This window comes from Kitasatospora sp. NPDC001683, from assembly GCF_053596495.1.
Genome location: NZ_JBSFGK010000091.1, coordinates 1 through 17,838, shown reverse-complemented (window position 1 = coordinate 17,838; position 17,838 = coordinate 1). Strand labels below are relative to the sequence as shown.

The window sequence follows — 17,838 nt, the reverse complement described above, 5'->3', positions numbered from 1 at the left end:
CCGACTGCTCCGACTGTGCGCGCCTACAGTCGGGCCGTCCAGCGCACCACGGTCCCCTTCCGGTACGGCCCCCGCTCGTGCCAGGCGGCCCCGCCGAGCGCCTCCGCCCGCCGGGTCAGGTTGAGCAGTCCGCTGCGCCGCCCGCCCTGCGGGATGCCGACCCCGTCGTCGGTGACGCTGAGCAGCACGCCGGGCCGTCCGCCCCGGTCCAGGGACTCCGGGTCGCCGCCGACCGGTCGGCCGTCGTCGCTCAGGTGGACGGTGGCGTCGATCTCCACGCCGACCCGGGAGGCCCGGGCGTGCCGGGCCGTGTTGGAGAGCATCTCCCGCAGGGCGGCGAGGAGTTGGCGCCCGGTGTTCTCGCCGACCAGGCTCTCCACCGGCCCGACGAAGCTCACCGAGGGCTTGAAGCCGAGCGCCGCCGCGGTTTGGCTGGCCTCGCGCAGGACCCGGGTGCGCAGGGTGTCGGGGGCGTCGCCGTGGTTGTCGTGCTGGAGGGCGTAGATGGTGGTGCGGACCTCCTGGATGGTGGCGTCCAGTTCGTCCACCGCGTTGCCGATGCCGGCCTTCACCTCGGGGACGACGGCCCGGCGGGCCGCGCTCTCCAGCATCATCCCGGTGGCGAACAGCCGTTGGATCACCAGGTCGTGGAGGTCGCGGGCGATCCGGTCGCGGTCCTGGAAGACGGCCAGCCGCTGCTGGTCGTGCTGGCCCTCGGCGAGCCGCAGGGCGAGGGCGGCCTGGGAGGCGAAGGTCTCGGCGAGCTGCTTCTCGGAGTCGGTGAACGGCAGCGCGCCGCGCGGGCGCCAGACGCAGAGCCCGCCGAGCACCCGCCCGGCGGCGACCATCGGCACGGCCATGGACGGGCCGAAGCTGCGGGCGAGCCGGATCACCACGGTGGGGTCACTGGACATGTCGTCCAGGTGGACGCTGTCCCCCGCCAGCAGCCGGGCGGCGAAGCTGTCCTTGGGCAGCAGCTCGCCGCGGACGAACTCGGCGGCCTCGCCGGAGGCGTGGGCGACCCGCATCTGGCCGTCCTGCTCGCCGACCGGGCCGGTGGGCAGCAGGATCATCCCGAGCGCCGCGTCCGCCAACTCCCGTACCTGCTCGGCCGCGACGGTCAGCGCGCCCTCGGCCTGCTCGGTGGAGAGCAGGGCGGTGGTGACGGCGGCGGCGCCGGCGATCCAGCGTTCGCGGCGGCGCCCCTCCTCGTACAGCCGGGAGTTCTCGATGGCGACGCCGGCGGCCGCGGCGAGCGCGTGCACCACTTGTTCGTCCTCGGGGGTGAAGGCCCCGCCGCCCTTCTTCTCGGTGAGGTAGAGGTTGCCGAAGACCTCCTCGCGGACCCGGATCGGCACGCCCAGGAAGGTCTTCATGCACGGGTGGTGCGGCGGGAAGCCGGAGGAGCGCGGGTCGGTGCGCAGGTCGGCCAGCCGCAGCGGTTCGGGGCGGTCGATGAGCGCGCCGAGGATGCCGCGGCCGGCGGGCAGGTCGCCGATCCCGTCGGCGGTCGCGTCGTCGATGCCGACGTGGATGAAGTCGGCCAGGCCGTGCCCGCCGGGGGCGATCACGCCGAGGGCCGCGTACCGGGCGTCGACGAGTTCGGCGGCGCCGGTGGCGATCCGGTGCAGGGTGGCGTGCAGATCGAGCCCGGCGCCGATGGAGACCACCGCCTCCAGCAGCCGCTGCATCCGGTCGGTGACGGCGGCGGCGGACTGCAGGCGTTCGGCGACCTCGGTGACCAGCGTGTCCAGCCCGAGCGAGGCGATCTCGGGCACCCGATGGGGTGTCGGCTCGGGGGTGGGCTCGGGGAGGTCCGGCGTGGGGTCCATGGAGAAAGCCTAGTTTGTACGGTTTTCAGCCGAAGGGCCGCGGAACGATCACGAGCTCACCGCCTCCAGCGGAGCGTCCGCCCCCAGCAGCCGGTCCGCCTCCCGCTCCCGGCGCCACATCGCGTGCAGCCGCCCGTCCGGGTCGGCGACCAGCTCCGACCAGCGGCCGCGCTCGGCGATCCGCCCGCCGTCCAGCACCAGCACCTCGTCCACGGTGGTGTCGTCCAGCCCGGCCAGCCGGTGGGTGATCAGCACGGTGGTGCGGCCCGCGGTGGCGGCCAGCAGGTCGGCGGTGAGCGCGTCGGCGGTGGGCAGGTCGAGGTGTTCGGCGGGCTCGTCCAGGACCAGCACGGGGAAGTCGGCGAGCAGCGCCCGGGCGAGCGCGAGGCGCTGGCGCTGGCCGCCGGAGAGGCGGGCGCCGTGCTCGCCGACCATGGTGTCCAGGCCGTCGGGCAGGGTGTCGGTCCAGTCCAGCAGCCGGGCGGCGGCGAGCGCGGCGCGCAGGTCCTCCTGGTCGGCGTCCGGTCGGGCGAGCCGCAGGTTCTCCCGCAGCGAGCTGTCGAAGACGTGGGCGTCCTGGGCGCAGAGGCCGATCACCCGGCGGACGTCCTCGCCCGCGAGCGCGCGACTGTCCACAGCCTGTGGACGACCGGCGGCGAAGGTGACGGACCCGGCGTCCGGCTCCAGGAAGCGCAGCAGCGCCTGGGCGAGGGTGGTCTTGCCGGAGCCGGAGGGGCCGACCACGGCGATCCGGCGGCCGGGCGCGATGTCGAGGTCGACCCCGGCGAGCGCGTCCACGGTCTGCCCGGGGTGCCGCACGGTCAGCCCGCGAACCGCGACGGGCAGCGGCTGCTCGGGCAGGGCGAGCGGCTCGGCGGGCTCCGCGACCGGCGCCGAGGCGGTGAGCACCTCGTCCAGCCGGCCCCGGGCGGCGCGGCTGCGCCGGCGGGCCTGGACGGCGAGCGGCATCCCGGTGACGGCCTCGAAGGCGGCCAGCGGGGTCAGCACCACGACGGCCAGGCAGACCGGCGCGAGCGAGCCGCCGCGCACCCCCTGGATGCCGACGGCCGCCGCGCCCACCACCGTCAGCCCGGTGAGCAGCGCGATCAGCCCGGTGCCGAGCGCGGTGGTGGCGGCCGAGCGCTCGGCGAGCCCGGTCAGCGCGGCGTCGGCGGTGCGGACGGCGGCGAGCCGGCCGGGCAGCGCGCCGGCCACGGTGAGCTCGGCGGTGCCGGTGAAGGCGTCCACCACGGAGGTGGCCAGGCGCCCGCGGGCGGGGGCCTGACGCCGCTCGGCGCCGGCCGACCAACGGGCGGCGAGTGCGGGGACCAGCACCCCGGCCAGCAGCAGCCCGAGGCCGAGCACCAGCCCGGCGGCGGGCAGGAAGGCGCCCAGCGCGACCGCCGAGGCCGGCGCGACGACCGCGGCGACGGCGGCGGGGAGCCGCCAGCGCAGGTGGTGGTCCTGGATCGCGTCGACGTCGGCGACCAGCCGGGAGAGCAGGTCGCCGCGCCGGAAGGCGGGCAGTCCGGCCGGGGCGAGCACGGTCAGCCGGCGGTACACGGCGGCCCGCAGGGTGCCGAGAGTACGCAGCACGGCGTCGTGGGAGACCAGCCGCTCGGCGTAGCGGAAGACGCTGCGGCCGATGCCGAAGGCCCGGACGGAGGTGACGGCCATCATCAGGTAGAGCACCGGGGGCATCTGGGAGGCCCGGGAGATGAGGTAGCCGGAGGTGGCCATCAGGGCGACGGCGCTGCCGAGGGCGAGCGCGCCGAGCAGCACGGACAGCGCCAGCCGGGGGGCGGCGGGCTCGCTCTCGGGCTCCTCGGGCGCGGCGGGGGCGGGGGTCGGCTTCCCGCTGTGGGCGAGGGCGGTGACCGGCTCGGTGACTCGCCCGCTCGCCTCCGGGCGCTCGGACCCGGCGCCGACGCTCTCCCCCAGCCTGGCGGCCGGGAGGTGCCCCCACGCTCCGGCACTCCCTCCTCCGTCGGTCGCTGGTCGCTCTCCCTCCTTGCCCGCCATCGGGCAGGAGGGGCCCATGCTTTCGGCACCGGCGCGCCCTTCGGCTCGGGGCGGGGCCGCTTCGGCAGCAGGCCCCGCCAGCCGGACCCGCTCCTCCGTCACCGCCAGCAGGGCCGGCCGGTGCGCGACCACCAGCACGGTGCGCGCCGGGTCCTCGGCGAGGGTGCGGACGGCGTCCACCACGGCCTGCTCGGAGGCGCCGTCCAGGTTGGCGGTGGGTTCGTCCAGCAGCACCAGCGGCCGGTCGTCGGCGAGCAGCACCCGGGCGAGCGCGAGGCGCTGGCGCTGTCCGGCGGAGAGCCCGGCGCCGTCCTCCCCCAGTCCGGCGTCCAGGTCGGTGACGAAGTCGAGCGCGTGGGCGGCCCGCAGCGCCGTCCACAGCTGCTCGTCCGAGGCGTCCGGCCGGTAGAGCCGCAGGTTGTCGGCGACCGTCCCGGCGAACAGGTGCGGGCGCTGGGGCGCCCAGGCGATCTGGCGCCGCCAGCTGCCGGGCGCCAGCTCGGCGAGGTCGTGGGTGCGCCCGTCGGCGGCGGTGATCCGGACGGTGCCGACATCGGGGGTGGTGAGGCCGAGCAGGACGGCCAGCAGGGTGGACTTGCCGGCCCCGCTCGGACCGGTGAGGGCGGTGCTGGAGCCCGGGCGCAGGGTCAGCGCGGCGCCGTCCAGTGCGGGCAGGGCGCGACCGGGGTGCCGTACGGTCAGGCCCTCGGCGGTGATCACGGCGCCGGCGAGGTCAGGGGCCGGGACGGTCCCGGCGGCGGGCAGCGGGGTCTCCAGCACCCGGAAGATCTCGTCGGCGGCGGTGAGCCCCTCGACGCTGGAGTGGTAGAGAGCGCCGACCTGGCGGATCGGGAAGTACACCTCGGGGGCGAGGATCAGGATCAGCAGCCCGGTCTCCAGGTCGAGCGAGCCGTCGACCAACCGGAAGCCGATGGTGACCGCGACCAGCGCGACGGACAGGGTGGAGAGCAGCTCCATCGCGAAGGAGGAGATGAAGGCGGTCCGCAGGGTGCGCAGGGTGGCCCGGCGGTAGTCGGCGGTGATCCGGGCGACGGTGGCGGCCTGGCTGCGGGCCCGGTTGAACACCTTGAGGGTGGGCAGGCCGGCGACCACGTCGAGGAAGTGGTGGGAGAGCCGGGCCAGGGTGTTCCACTGCCGGTCCATCCGGGCCTGGGTGGCCCTCCCGATCAGCACCATGAACAGCGGGATCAGCGGCAGCGTGCCCGCGATGACGGCGGCCGAGGTGAGGTCGGCGCCGACGATCCGCAGCAGCACGATCACCGGGACGACCACGGCCAGCGCGAGCTGCGGCAGGTAGCGGGCGAAGTAGTCGTCGAGGGCGTCGATGCCGCGGGTGGCGAGGGTGGTCAGTTCGCCGGTGCGCCGGCCCGCCAGGTAGGACGGGCCGAGCGCGGTGGCGTGGTCGAGCAGCCCGCGCCGCAGGGTGGACTTCACCCGGGCGACGGACCGGTGCGCGGTCAGTTCGGTGAGCCAGCCGACCAGCCCGCGCCCGAGGGCGGTGAGCGCCAGCAGCACCAGCGGGGCGGTCAGTTCGCCGAGTCCGGCGCCGCGCTGGAAGGCGCGGACCACGATCTCGGCGATCAGGCTCGCCTGGGCGACCACCAGGGCCGCGCCCGCCCCGCCGAGGAGCACGGATCCGGCGAGGAAGGCACGGGTGGTGCGGGCGTACCCGAGGAGTCGGGGGTCGACCGGCTTCACGGCGTCAGGCCCGGTCGATCGGGGCGGCGGGGGCTGCCTTGGCGGCCGGGGCAGAAGGGGCTGCCGGGGCGGCCGGCTGGTGGCCGGCGGGGATGTGCTGCACCCCGATCCGCTTGCGGAACACCCAGTACGTCCAGCCCTGGTAGAGCAGCACCAGCGGGGTGAACACGGCGGCCACGATGGTCATCAGCTTGAGGGTGTACGGCGAGGAGGCCGCGTTGCCGACGTTCAGGCTCCAGGCCGGGTCGAGCGTGGAGGGCATGACGTTCGGGAAGAGCGCCAGGAACAGCATCGCGACCGCGGCCACGACGGTCGCCCCGGAGAGGACGAACGCCCAGCCTTCGCGGCCGAGTTGGTTGGCCACCAGGGCGCCGACCAGGGCCAGCACCGCGATCACCAGGGCGGCCAGGCTGCGGCCGTTGCCGCTGTGCGCCTGGGTCCAGACCAGGAAGACGAGGGCGAGGACGGCGGTCACCAGGCCCGCCTGGAGAGCGGCCCGGCGAGCCCGCTCGCGGATCTCGCCGACGGTCTTGAGGGCCGCGAACACCGCGCCGTGGAAGGTGAACAGGGCGAGCGTCACCAGTCCGCCGAGCAGCGCGTACGGGTTGAACAGGTCGGCGAGGCCGCCGGCGTAGTTCTTGTGGGCGTCGATGTCCACGCCGCGGACGATGTTCGCGAAGACCGCGCCCCACAGGAAGGCCGGGATGAGGGAGGTCCAGAAGATGGCCTCCTCCCAGTTGCGCTGCCAGCGGGCGCCGTCCCGCTTGGCCCGGTACTCGAAGGCCACGCCGCGGACGATCAGGCAGACCAGGATGGCCAGCAGCGGGAGGTAGAAGCCGCTGAACAGGGTCGCGTACCAGTCCGGGAAGGCGGCGAAGGTGCCGCCGGCGGCGGTCAGCAGCCAGACCTCGTTGCCGTCCCAGACCGGACCGATGGTGTTGATCAGCACCCGGCGCTCGGCGGTGTTCCGGGCGAGCGGCTTGGTGAGGACGCCGATCCCGAAGTCGAAGCCCTCGAGGAAGAAGTAGCCGATCCACAGGACCGCGATCAGCACGAACCAGACGTCGTGGAGTTGCATGACCCTGGGTCTCCTATCTGTGGGTCAGTTCTGCCGGTCTGTCGGGTCAGTAGGCGAAGGCGAGCGGCTTGTCGGCGTCCTCGTCCGCGGACGGGCCGCGCAGCGACGGGTCCTCGGCCGGGGGCCGCTCGGTCACCACCGGGCCGGCCTTGGCGTACTTGACCAGTAGCCGGACCTCGACGACGGCGAGGATCGCGTACAGCGTGGTGAAGGTGACCAGGGCGCCGACCTGGGTGCCGACGCCGACGTTGGGGGAGACGGCGCTGGCGGTGGTCATCAGGCCGAAGACGGCCCAGGGCTGGCGGCCCATCTCGGTGAAGATCCAGCCGAAGCTGTTGGCGATCAGCGGGAATCCCATGGTCAGGATGCCGATCCGCCAGCTCCACTTGGTGAGCAGCGGGCCCAGCTCCCGCTTCGGGGTGAGCATCAGCCGGGGCACCTCGGTGTCGCCGGTGCGGAACTCGGGGCGCAGCAGGAACTTCCGGCGGGTGGTCCAGAGGCCGATCAGGCCGGCGGCGAAGGAGGTCATCCCGAAGCCGATCATGAACCGGAAGCCCCAGTAGGTCACGAAGACGCTCGGGATGTAGTCCTTGGGGTTGCCACCGTGGGCGGCGGCCTCGGCGGCGGCGGTGTCGTTGATGCCGGGGACGGACGAGCTGAAGTCGCTGTGGGCGAGGAAGGAGAGTATCCCGGGGACCTCCAGCTCGACCGAGTTGTGGCCCTTGCCGACGTCGCCGACCGCGAAGATCGAGAACGGCGCGGGCGCCTGGGTGTCCCACAGCGCTTCGGCGGCGGCCATCTTCATCGGCTGCTGCTCGAACATGACCTTGCCGAGGGTGTCGCCGCTGAGCGCGGTGCCGGCGCCGAAGATCACCGCGAGCACCAGGCCGAGCCGCAGCGAGGTGCGCATCACCGCGGTCTTCTTCGGGTCGGCGTTCTCCGGCCTGCGCTTGGCCTTCCAGAGGTGGAAGGAGGCGATGCCGACCATGAAGGCGGCGCCGGTGAGGAAGGCGGCGGTCAGGGTGTGGAAGACCACGGTGAGGGTGGTGTCCTGGAACAGCACCTTGGTGATGTCGGTGAGCCGCGCCTTGCCGGTGGCCTTGTCGATCGCGTAGCCGGCGGGGTGCTGCATCCAGGAGTTGGCGGCCAGGATGAAGTAGGAGGAGAGCACGGTGCCCAGCGAGACCATCCAGATGCAGGCGCAGTGGATCCTCTTCGGCAGCTTGTCCCAGCCGAAGATCCACAGGCCGATGAAGGTGGACTCGAAGAAGAAGGCGATCAGCGCCTCCATCGCGAGCGGGGCGCCGAAGACGTCACCGACGAAGCGGGAGTAGTCGGACCAGTTCATGCCGAACTGGAATTCCTGCACGATTCCGGTGACGACACCCATCGCGATGTTGATGAGGAAGAGCTTTCCCCAGAACTTGGTCGCGTGGAAGTACTTCTCCTTGCTCGTACGCACCCAGGCGGTCTCCAGCCCGGCCACGATCGCGGCCAGACTGATGGTGAGCGGTACGAAGAGGAAGTGGTACACGGTGGTGATGCCGAATTGCCACCGCGCGATCGTCTCGTGAGCGATTGCCAGTTCCACGTCGCCCGCCCTCTCTCCGCCGGCCCCTGTTCAGGGCGTTTTCCGGACAAACCTGATCCATAGCCGTAGACGCTGCTCAACCACGCAAGCTTGTCCGCTTGTGAACGTGAACACGTTCACAAGCACAGTATCCACCATCCTTACGGGGGAACCGCAGGTGGGGTGGGGTTGACGCGGCAGGGCGGGGCGTGACGGTGCGCACAGTCTGCGGAGGTTTGGCGCACCGGGGCAACGAACGACCGGGCGGACGGCGCTCCGCTCTTGGCCGAACCGGCGCTTGACAGCACCGCGCCCCGCTCGCTGCGGCGAGCGGGGCGTGCTAGGGGGCTACGGGCTGGGGGCTACGGTCGGCCGAGCAGCTGCGCCCCCGAGGTGGAGTCGGCGCGGGCGGTGAAGAACTCGGTGAAGCCGCGCAGGAACTCCTCCAGCGTGATCCGCCCGTCCCCGTCCGTGTCCAACTGGCGGAAACCGTGCGACAGTTCCGCCGGGTGAACCCGCGGACCGCCGAACACCGCGCGGTACTCGTCGAACTCCAGGACGCCGCTGCCATCGGTGTCGGCCGCGACGAACACCGCGCGCAGAGCAGGGAGCAGCCCCTGCTCCAGGTACGCCTCGTCCTGGTCGAGGCCCGCCAGAGTGGCCGCAGTGAACTCCTCCCGGCTCACCTTGCCGTCCCCGTTGGCGTCCATCGCCGCGCGCAGCTGCTCCCACCAGCCGTCGAAGGCCCGGTACAGCCGCGCCTCGGCGTCCTCGTCCAACTCCAGCTGCCAGCACACGTTGTGGGCCATCGCCCGCAGGTCGTGCACGGTGATGAAGCCGTCCCCGGTCTGGTCCAGCACCTCCCGGAAGAACCGGTCCACCCGGGAGCCGCGAGCGTCCCCGCGCTGGAGGCGCAGCCGACGCGGTGGCTGTTCCTCCACCGGGGAGCGGTAGCGCACCCGGTCCGGCAGGAGCGGGACGACGGCCCCGGCGCCCCGGTGCAGCACGGCGGACAGCAGCGCCCCGCGCCGGGTGCGGGCCAGCCCGAGCCGCTGCCGTACGGCCGGCGGCAGGTCCGCCACCGTCAGCTCGCGGATCACCCGGGCGACCAGCAGCCGGGTGATCCGCCACCCGGCGTCCCCGAGGAACCAGAGCCTTCGGGGGCGGGGCGCCTCGCGCAGCATGTCGTCGAGCAGGTAGCGGGTGGACTCGGTGAACTCCAGCTTCTCGCGGGTGTATCGGGCGAAGTAAGCGGGCAAGTCGGCGGCGGTCTTGGGGAGTTCGGCCCCGGGCAGGTCGAAGGCGGCGATCGCCTCCTTGAACTCCCGGTAGGCCAGCTCCAGTTGCGCGGAGTCGTACGGGTCCCCGCCGAGCCGCCGCATGGCCACCACGCACTCGAACAGCGTCAGCAGCACCCACACCCGGGTCGCCGCGTCCCGCGCGTCGTACGGCTGCCCGTCCGGCATCGTGCCGCGGATCCGCTTGTGCGACCGGTTGAGCCGCGCGACCTCGCGGCGCAGGGCGTCCGCGTCCTGGTAGAACAGCCGCCGCCCGCTCCCCAAGGTGTGCTCGATCCGCCGCCACGGGTGCGCCCGGTAGGTGGAGTGCTCCGTCATCCCGGCCCCCACCACCGGGTCGGCGGCCTGCAGCACGAGGAGCCGCCAGGCGACGAGGGCGACCCGCCACTCGGACAGATCGCGCTTGAACGAAACACCCGGGTCAGGCATGGCGCTCTCCAGTGATGTCGGGGCCGATCACGAAACCCTTGGCGGGACCCTCCGGGATGACAGCCTCCTTGCCGTACGGGACCCGGATCGAGGAGGCATACGCCCGGCGCTCGGGGTCAGGGCTGGTGAGGACCGTGACAGCGCCGCCGTCGTCGTGGTCGTCGATGATCACGTACACCGGGATACCGGCGGCGGCATAGGCACGGTGCTTCAGGACGTGGTCGCGCTCGCGGGCTTCGGCTCCGGGCGAGACGGTTTCGATGACCAGGGGGATTCCGGAGGCGAGCAGCCCCAGGCCCTCCGGGTGCTCGACCTCCTCGATGTCCCTCGGGGCAACCAGCACGTCCGGGATCAGCACCTTGAGCCCATGAATGACGTTGCAGACGTTTCCCGGCATCCAGGCGCTCTTACGCAGGTAGTCGACCAAGCCGCTGAGTACCTGCCTGTTGATGCGGAAGTGTCGAGTGCCGCTGGTGGGCGACAACGTGATGGCCCCCTCGATGATCTCCGCGCGGAAGCCCTCCGGAACATCCATGGACTTCCAGAGGTTCCACAACCTCTGGTCTGGGTGAATGCTCACGTCGCCTCCCGCTGCCTCGCAGGACACCAGGACCATGGCACGGGACCAAGGGGCCGATCGGGTGAACGACGTGGGGTTCACCCGATCGAGGGGGGTTTTCGGGTGCGGGTTCGGTCAGCGCTGGCGGGGGAGTTCGACCCGGAAGGTGGCGCCCTCGCCCGGGGCGGTGTCCAGGGTGAGGGTGCCTCCGTGGGCACGGGTGAGGGCGGTGGCGATGGCGAGGCCGAGTCCGCCGCCGCCGCCGTTGTCGCGGCTGCGGGAGGCGTCGACCCGGTAGAAGCGGTCGAAGACGCGCTGGGCCTGTTCCTCGGTGAGGCCGGGCCCGGAGTCGGCGACCTCCAGCAGGCAGACGCCGTCGGCGCCGCCGCCGACCCCGATCCGGACCGGGGTGCCGGGCGGGGTGTGCTTGACGGCGTTGCCGACCAGGTTGGTGACCACCTGCCGCAGCCGGGCCTCGTCGCCGAGGACGGGTGCCGCGCCGGGGGCGCCGGTGCCGGCGGGACCGGTGAGCGCGACCGGGCGGCTGGGGTCGAGCGCGGTGAGGTCGTGCAGGGCGTCGGCGGCGAGGGTGCGCAGGTCCATCGGGGCGAGGTCGAGCGGGCGTTCCTCGTCGAGCCGGGCGAGCACCAGCAGGTCCTCGACCAGGGTGCCCATCCGGACCGCCTCGCTCTCGATCCGGCTCATGGTCCGGGTGACGTCCGCCTCGGTGGGCAGCGCGCCCATCCGGTACAGCTCGGCGAAGCCGCGGATGCCGGCCAGCGGGGTGCGCAGCTCGTGCGAGGCGTCGGCGACGAAGCGCCGCATCCGGGCCTCGGACTCGGCGCGGGCGGCGAAGGCCGCCTCGATCTGGGTGAGCATGCCGTTGAGCGCGACCGACAGCCGGCCGACCTCGGTGCCCGGGGAAAGCTCCGGCATGCGGTGCGACAGTTCGCCGGCGGCGATCCGCGCGGCGCCCGCCTCGATCCGCCACAGCGGCCGCAGCCCGGCCCGGACGGCGAAGAAGCCGAGTGCGGTGATCAGCAGCAGGACGCCGCCGCCGATGGCCAGGAAGGAGGTGCTCAGCCGGCCGGTGGTGGCGTCGATGTCCTCGCGGGAGACGGCGACCATGACGAAGGTCGGGGCGACGGTGGGGGAGGCGTACGCGCCGAGTCCGGAGGCCGGTGCGCGGGGTGGCTGGAGCGGCAGCACCAGTACCCGCCAGCTGTGGTGGCCGCGCTGGTCGGGCAGGTCGAAGGGGGTGTCGGGGGCGGTCTGGGTCGGGTCCAGCCCGGCCAGTTGCGGCGCCGGGTCGCTGTCCGAGACGGGCTGGCGCAGCGAGCCCTGGACCTTGCCGTCCGAGGACAGCCACTGCACCAGGTACTGGCTGGGCAGGCTGATCCGCCGCCCGGTGACGACCGGCTTGCCGGCGCCCGGCGCGGTCAGCTGGACCGGGGCCTTGCGCGACAGCGGCTGCCCGTAGCGCTGGAGTTGCTCGTCGAGCTGCTCCACCAGCTGGGCCCGTACGGTGCCGAGCACGAAGGTGTCGCTGACCGCGAGCCCGGTGGTGACCAGTGCGAGGGCGAGGACCAGCAGCCGGGCCCGCAGCGAGAGCCGGGCGGTGAGGCGGTTGAGCACGAGTCCGTCCGGTCAGCCCTGCGGGGGGCGGCGCAGCGCGTAGCCGATGCCGCGCACGGTGTGGATCAGCTTGGGGCCGTGCGCCGGGCCGGAGTCGAGCTTGCGGCGCAGGTAGGAGATGTAGGACTCGACGATGGAGAGGTCGCCGCCGAAGTCGTAGGCCCAGACGTGGTCGAGGATCTGCGCCTTGGACACCACCCGGCCGACGTTGGCCATCAGGTAGTGCAGCAGCTTGAACTCGGTCGGGGAGAGCGCGACCGGGGTGCCGGCGCGGGTGACCTCGTGGGCGACCGGGTCGAGGCTGAGGTCGGCCACCACCAGTCGGCCGTCCTCGGCGGGCCCGCCGGCCCGGCGCAGGATGGCGCGGATCCGGGCGATCAGCTCCTCGAGGCTGAACGGCTTGGTGACGTAGTCGTCCGCGCCGGCGGCCAGTCCCTGCACCTTGTCGCCGACGCCGTCCTTGGCGGTGAGGAACAGCACCGGCAGGTGGTCGCCGGGGTGTCCGTGCGCGGGCCCGGCGATCTGGCCCCGGCTGGTGCGCTCGCGCAGCTTCTCGACGACGGTGAAACCGTCGAGGTCGGGCAGCATCACGTCGAGGACCACCAGGTCCGGCCGCTCGGCGGCGATCAGCTCCAGGGCTTCGGTCCCGCTCGCGGCGGAGGCCACCCGGAACCCGGAGAAGCGCAGCGAGGCGGCGAGCAGTTCGCGGATGTTCGGCTCGTCGTCCACGACGAGGAGGAAGGCCTCGCCCTGGCCCCCGGCCACGGTGGGGCCGCCCGGTGTGGTGACAGTGCCTTGCACGGGGGTTTCGCCTCCCGGTCGGACGATGACGTTCAGCATGAGGCTAGCCCTCGGAGGCTATGCGGCATGGATGAATGTTGGATTAACACCTTATCGGTCGGTTTTTGGGCGACAAGCCCCCAGGGGCGGGGCTCGGTGGTGTGCGTACGGGCCTCGGGCGTTGACGGGGAACGTCGACGGCCGGGGAGGGCGATCCCCGGCCGTCGACGTCGTACGCTCAGCTGCTCAGCTGTGCGGCGGCCTGGACGTGCTGGCCCGCCTGGTAGCTGCCGCCGGGCTGGCGGATCATGACGTTGCCGCGGTTGAAGGCGTTGATCAGGGCGATGACGCCGACCAGCGCCGCGAGCTGCTCCTCGTCGTAGTACTTCGCGGCGTTCGCCCACGCCTCGTCCGTCACCCCGCCCCCGTCGGCCAGCCGGCTGCCCTGCTCCGCGAGCTCCAGGGCGGCCCGCTCCGCGTCGGTGAAGACCGTCGCCTCACGCCACACCGCCACCAGGTTCAGCCGGGTCGCCTCCTCGCCGGCGTGCACGGCCTCCTTGAAGTGCATGTCGACGCAGGCCGAGCACCCGTTGATCTGGCTGGCCCGCAGCCGCACCAGCTCCTGGGTCGCGTACGGCAGGGTCGAGTCCGCGAGCGACTTGTTCGCGGCGATGAGGTGCTTGAAGACCTTGCCCAGGACCGGGCTGGCGAAGGGGTTCAGACGGGCTTCCATGGCGCGCTCCTCGGCGTTCCGTGTTGCGTTGGCGTCCTCTATGACCGGATGACCGGGCGTCCTGTGACAGCCGTGAATGTGACCTGCGTCACTCGTTCCGCGGGCGGCACTCCTCCGGGTCGCGCACCACCCGGACGTGGGTGATCCGACCCCGGCGATCCCCCTCGCTCCGGGGACGTACGGAGAATCCGCACCTCCGGGCGTTCCCCACCGGACCGGTCCGTGGGACTTTCCCCGGGCCGTCCCCACCCCCATCCCAGCCCTGTGGGACCGCCCCGGACGGCGGCAGAGTTGCCGTCGTCCGGGGCGCTCGCCTCCGGACGCCGACCGCCGCAGGCCGTCAGGGGCCGTGTGGCACATCAGGGAGGGAAGCGTCATGCGCAAGAACCGCATCGTGCTCAGCCTCGCGGGAGCCGGCCTCGTGCTGGCCTCGGCCGTCGGGACGGCCGGCAGCGCCGCCGCCACGACCGCGACGCCGGACCAGGCCAGCCCCTCGTGCAACTACACCAACTCCGAGCCGACCCTCAGCCGGGGCTCCAGCGGTACCGCGGTGAAGCAGCTGCAGTGCGAGCTGAACCTCTCGCTCAGCCCCAGCAGCCACACCCCGCTGAACATCGACGGCAGCTTCGGGCCGGCCACCCAGACCGCCGTCTACCAGTTCCAGAGCTGTGCGGGCCTCTCGGTGGACGGCATCGTCGGGCCGAACACCTGGGGCTCGCTGGACTACTGGTACCAGTCCCCCAACTACGTGTGCTGACGCGTGGGTGAGTGACGCCCGGGCGGGGACGGCGGCACGACAGACGGGGGCCGCCCCTGCCCGGGTTCCGGGTACGGCATCCGCCACCACGGCAGGCTCCGGGCTCAGTGCTCCGGGCCCGCCGTGGTGGCGGTGGCCGCGCCCGGGGGCGGCGTGGTGAGCAGATCCGGCGCCACCGGCGCGCTCGCGGGGTCGGTGATCACCTGGCTGCACCCCCGGCCCGCCGCCTGCTCCCCGCACACCTGCAGACCGCTGTCGGAGGCGGAGGCGTCGACCATCGGCGAGTACGCGTCGTAGCCCCAGTGCACCAGGGCGGTCTGATGGCCGCCCCGGGCCGTGGTGATCGAGGCCGAGTCGCCGGGAGTGGCGTCGGTGAGCTTGGCCCAGGCGGCCCTGCAGTGGGCGCTGTAGCGGATCTGAATGGTCATCCGCTGGACGTTGGCAGTGATCAGCGTGACGGCGTCGTCGCCGCAGCCACTGGCCTTCGGGTCCAGCCCGGTGCAGGAGACCCCCAGACAGCCGCCTGGCGCCGAACGGGTCGCGGTCGCGGTCGCGGTCGTGGTCGCGGTCACCGTCGCGGTCGTCGGAGCGGCGGAGACCTCGGCGTGCTTCGACGGTCGGCCGAGCCACCACACGGCCACTACCGCGGCCAACACCATGATGACCGTCAACCCCACGGCCGCGTAGCCGAGTTGCCGCCGCCGGGTCGAACCGCCCGTCGCCGCGCCGTCGAGGCCGCTCTCGTCCTCGGTCCCGTCCTCGTCCTCGGTCCCGTCCTTGCCCTCGGTCCCGTCCTTGCCCTCGTCCTCGTCGGCCCCGGTGTTCCGCGACACCACCGCGAGGAAGACCGGCAGCACCGACTCCACGTCAGTACCCGAAACCTCGGCCAACCGACGCAACGCGTGTTCGGTCACGACGCGTTCGCCGTTGAACCACCGTTGCCACGACGACTTGCTGTGGTGCGTCCGATCCGCGAGCTCGACCAGACTGAGCCCACTGCGGTCCTTCATCTCCCTGAGCACCTCGACGAGCTCCCGCTCCGCCGCGGACAACCCCTCAGGCAGACGCCTCCAGCGACCGGCCACGCGCCCCCCAATGCGCCACGAGCCTTGCTGTTCACATCAGTTGATCGACCTCGCCGCTTCAGGGTACATGTCCCGGACAACCCCGTCCCGGCTTTCGCCCGGCCTGCCCGGTCCTGCGTCCGCCCCCGCCCCCGCCCCCGCCCCCGTCCACGCACGGAGCTTCTCGGGGTTGCGCACCGCCCAGATGTGGGTGATCCGGCCCTCGGCGATCCGGAACGCCATCACGGTGTCGGTGACGCCGCCCTGCTGCGCGACCAGGCCCGGCAGGCCGTTGACGGCGCACTCCAGCAGCGTGAGCCCGGCGGTGACGCGGTCGCCGTGGACGCGGATGCGGGCGATCCACTCGCTGCCGGTGAGCGGTTCCAGCAGTGCGCTGACCAGGCCACCGCCGTCGGCGATCACGGTGGCGTCCGGGTCGAGGAGGTCCATGAGCGACTTGACGTCCTTCGCCTCCCAGGCCCGCTTGAAGTCCCGGACGACGACGGCCTGCTCGCTCGTCGGCGTCGCCGGGGCCTGCGCCGCGCGGATCCGGCGGCGGGCCGAGCTGGCCAGCTGCCGGCAGGCCGCCGCCGAACGGCCGACGATCGCGGCGACCTCGGCGAACGGGTACTGGAAGACGTCGTGGAGGATGAACGCCACGCGTTCGGCGGGCGTCATCGACTCGAGGACGACGAGGAAGGCCATGTTGACCGACTCGTCGAGGGTGATCCGGTCCGCCGGGTCCGCCGCCGCGCCCTCCGCCCCCTCCCGGTGTTCGGGCAGCGGCTCGGGGAGCCACTCGCCCACGTAACGCTCCCGCCGGGCCCGGGCGGAGCCGAGCTGGTTGAGGCAGATCCGGCTGGCGACCGTGGTCAGCCAGCCGCCGGGCGAGACGACGGCGGCCCGCTCCTGCGGGGTCATCGCGTACCAGCGGGCGTACGTCTCCTGCACGACGTCCTCGGCGTCGGCGAGGGAGCCGAGCAATCGGTACGCCACGTTGATCAGCTGGCGCCGCTCGCTCATGATCACGCTCAGGTCGTCGTTCATCTGCCCGCCTCCGGTCGGTCTCGTCCTCCCATGACTCCTACGAGTCCTACGACAGGACAGCGGGCCGGAATGTGACGTCCGCGCGCCGCCTCACATTCCGGCGTGCCGTCCTGTCGTAAGGGCAGACGGCAACCGAACGGTAGGGAGGAAACACCGTGAACGACTTCCAGGCGATCGCCGACCGAGTCGAAATCCAGGCCCTGCAGGCCGAGTTCACCGACGCGGTGATGATGCGCGACGGAGCCCGGCTGGCCGCCCTGTTCACCCCGGACGGCGCGCTGCGGATGCCCAACGTCCCGATCGAACTGGTCGGGCCGGAGCAGATCGGCGCCGGGCGGGCAAAGCTCCAGGCGCAGTGGGACTTCTTCGTGCAGAACACCCACCCGGGCGCGATCCGGATCGACGGCGACACCGCGACCGGCCGCGCCATGATGCACGAGGTCGTCCGGCTGAAGAACAACCAGGAAGGGCTCAACTACGCCATCTACCACGACCGTTACCGGCGGACGACGGACGGCTGGCGGTTCGCCGAGCGGGTCTACGAGGTCCGGTACGTGGACACCACTCCGCTGGGCGGCTCCGCGCCGAGCGCGGAGGGCGGGCCGGAGGTCGGGCCGGACGGCGGCGCCACCTTCGCCACTCCCGCGCCCGCCGAGCGGCTCGAGCGGGCCGCGGCCGCCCTGGCGGCGCAGGGCTTCACCGTCGAGGTCCTGGACGACGCGGCCGCCGCCCGCGCCCGCGTCCACGAGCTGATCCCGGAGAACGCCAGCGTCTTCACCTCGGCCAGCGAGACCCTCCGGCTGTCCGGTCTCGACGAGGACATCAACGGCGGCAGCCGCTACCGGTCCGTCAAGTCCCGGGTACTGGCCATGGACCGGGAGGCCGAGGCGGACGAGCTCCGGCGCCTGCTGGCGTCCCCCGACGTCGCGGTGGGCAGCGTCGCCGCCGTCACCGAGACCGGTTCCCTGGTGATCGCCTCGGGCTCCGGCAGCCAGCTGCCCGCCAACGCCGGCGGCGCCGGCCACGCGGTCTGGATCGTCGGCGCCCAGAAGGTGGTCCCCGACCTGCCGACCGCCATGCGCCGCCTGGAGGAGCACGCCCTCCCCCTGGAGGACGCCCGCGCCCGGGCCGCCTACGGCCAGCCCAGCGCCGTCAACCAGCTCCTGGTGCTCAACGCGCCGACCCGCTTCGCCCGCGGCACCGTACTGCTGCTGCGCGAGGCCATCGGGTACTGACCCTGCTGCGCGAGAAGTCGGCCGGGCGCCGTTGGTGCGCGCGCCGCCGAGGTAGCCGCCGGTGGAGTCGATGTAGTGCC

General features: G+C 72.9%; 13 protein-coding genes. 2 read left to right on the top strand and 11 right to left on the bottom strand.

Annotated features, from left to right (window positions below):
- Positions 1 to 23: 23 nt before the first annotated feature.
- From ACWCYO_RS33015 to ACWCYO_RS32975, 9 genes are all read right to left on the bottom strand, one after another.
- Positions 24 to 1,832, bottom strand: a complete 1,809-nt coding sequence (locus tag ACWCYO_RS33015; protein WP_449786278.1) for a GAF domain-containing protein — start codon at positions 1,830 to 1,832, stop codon at positions 24 to 26.
- A gap of 48 nt (positions 1,833 to 1,880) precedes the next feature.
- Positions 1,881 to 5,573: a thiol reductant ABC exporter subunit CydD gene (gene cydD, locus ACWCYO_RS33010; RefSeq protein ID WP_449786277.1), complete on the bottom strand. Its 3,693-nt coding sequence runs from the start codon at positions 5,571 to 5,573 to the stop codon at positions 1,881 to 1,883.
- A gap of 4 nt (positions 5,574 to 5,577) precedes the next feature.
- Complete coding sequence (cydB, locus tag ACWCYO_RS33005; protein WP_449786276.1) at positions 5,578 to 6,651, bottom strand: cytochrome d ubiquinol oxidase subunit II; 1,074 nt, start codon at positions 6,649 to 6,651, stop codon at positions 5,578 to 5,580.
- A gap of 46 nt (positions 6,652 to 6,697) precedes the next feature.
- Positions 6,698 to 8,242, bottom strand: a complete 1,545-nt coding sequence (locus ACWCYO_RS33000; RefSeq protein WP_449786275.1) for a cytochrome ubiquinol oxidase subunit I — start codon at positions 8,240 to 8,242, stop codon at positions 6,698 to 6,700.
- Positions 8,243 to 8,583: 341 nt separating this feature from the next.
- A complete protein-coding gene (locus ACWCYO_RS32995; RefSeq protein WP_449786274.1) occupies positions 8,584 to 9,948 on the bottom strand; it encodes an oxygenase MpaB family protein in 1,365 nt (454 codons plus the stop codon).
- The gene (locus ACWCYO_RS32990) at positions 9,941 to 10,528 is read right to left on the bottom strand and encodes a Uma2 family endonuclease (protein ID WP_270145522.1); all 588 of its coding nucleotides are present in this window, start codon (positions 10,526 to 10,528) and stop codon (positions 9,941 to 9,943) included. The genes ACWCYO_RS32995 and ACWCYO_RS32990 overlap by 8 nt, the downstream gene beginning before the upstream one ends.
- Before the next feature lie 114 nt (positions 10,529 to 10,642).
- On the bottom strand, positions 10,643 to 12,142 hold the full coding sequence (locus ACWCYO_RS32985) for a sensor histidine kinase (protein WP_449786273.1): 1,500 nt from the start codon (positions 12,140 to 12,142) through the stop codon (positions 10,643 to 10,645).
- A 12-nt stretch (positions 12,143 to 12,154) separates the two neighbouring features.
- Entirely contained in the window at positions 12,155 to 12,907 is a 753-nt protein-coding gene (locus tag ACWCYO_RS32980; protein ID WP_030278167.1) for a response regulator transcription factor, read from the bottom strand.
- A gap of 253 nt (positions 12,908 to 13,160) precedes the next feature.
- The gene (locus ACWCYO_RS32975; protein ID WP_270145525.1) at positions 13,161 to 13,655 is read right to left on the bottom strand and encodes a carboxymuconolactone decarboxylase family protein; all 495 of its coding nucleotides are present in this window, start codon (positions 13,653 to 13,655) and stop codon (positions 13,161 to 13,163) included.
- Positions 13,656 to 14,031: 376 nt separating this feature from the next.
- Between ACWCYO_RS32975 and ACWCYO_RS32970 the strand changes: the two genes are divergently transcribed.
- Entirely contained in the window at positions 14,032 to 14,412 is a 381-nt protein-coding gene (locus tag ACWCYO_RS32970) for a peptidoglycan-binding domain-containing protein (RefSeq protein ID WP_449786272.1), read from the top strand.
- 104 nt (positions 14,413 to 14,516) lie between these two features.
- Here the strand turns inward: ACWCYO_RS32970 and ACWCYO_RS32965 are convergent, their stop codons facing one another.
- Positions 14,517 to 15,434: a DUF2690 domain-containing protein gene (locus tag ACWCYO_RS32965; RefSeq protein ID WP_449786286.1), complete on the bottom strand. Its 918-nt coding sequence runs from the start codon at positions 15,432 to 15,434 to the stop codon at positions 14,517 to 14,519.
- Positions 15,435 to 15,533: 99 nt separating this feature from the next.
- Positions 15,534 to 16,523: an RNA polymerase sigma factor SigJ gene (gene sigJ, locus ACWCYO_RS32960; RefSeq protein WP_449786271.1), complete on the bottom strand. Its 990-nt coding sequence runs from the start codon at positions 16,521 to 16,523 to the stop codon at positions 15,534 to 15,536.
- Positions 16,524 to 16,678: 155 nt separating this feature from the next.
- Between sigJ and ACWCYO_RS32955 the strand changes: the two genes are divergently transcribed.
- Positions 16,679 to 17,758, top strand: coding sequence for a nuclear transport factor 2 family protein (locus ACWCYO_RS32955; protein ID WP_449786270.1), 1,080 nt, complete (start codon positions 16,679 to 16,681; stop codon positions 17,756 to 17,758).
- Positions 17,759 to 17,838: the final 80 nt, after the last annotated feature.

Coding starts and splice junctions, on each gene's coding strand:
- ACWCYO_RS33015 (WP_449786278.1), bottom strand. CDS start 1,832: ATGGACCCCACGCCGGACCTCCCCGAGCCCACCCCCGAGCCGACACCC.
- cydB (WP_449786276.1), bottom strand. CDS start 6,651: ATGCAACTCCACGACGTCTGGTTCGTGCTGATCGCGGTCCTGTGGATC.
- ACWCYO_RS32995 (WP_449786274.1), bottom strand. CDS start 9,948: ATGCCTGACCCGGGTGTTTCGTTCAAGCGCGATCTGTCCGAGTGGCGG.
- ACWCYO_RS32975 (WP_270145525.1), bottom strand. CDS start 13,655: ATGGAAGCCCGTCTGAACCCCTTCGCCAGCCCGGTCCTGGGCAAGGTC.
- ACWCYO_RS32970 (WP_449786272.1), top strand. CDS start 14,032: ATGCGCAAGAACCGCATCGTGCTCAGCCTCGCGGGAGCCGGCCTCGTG.
- sigJ (WP_449786271.1), bottom strand. CDS start 16,523: ATGAACGACGACCTGAGCGTGATCATGAGCGAGCGGCGCCAGCTGATC.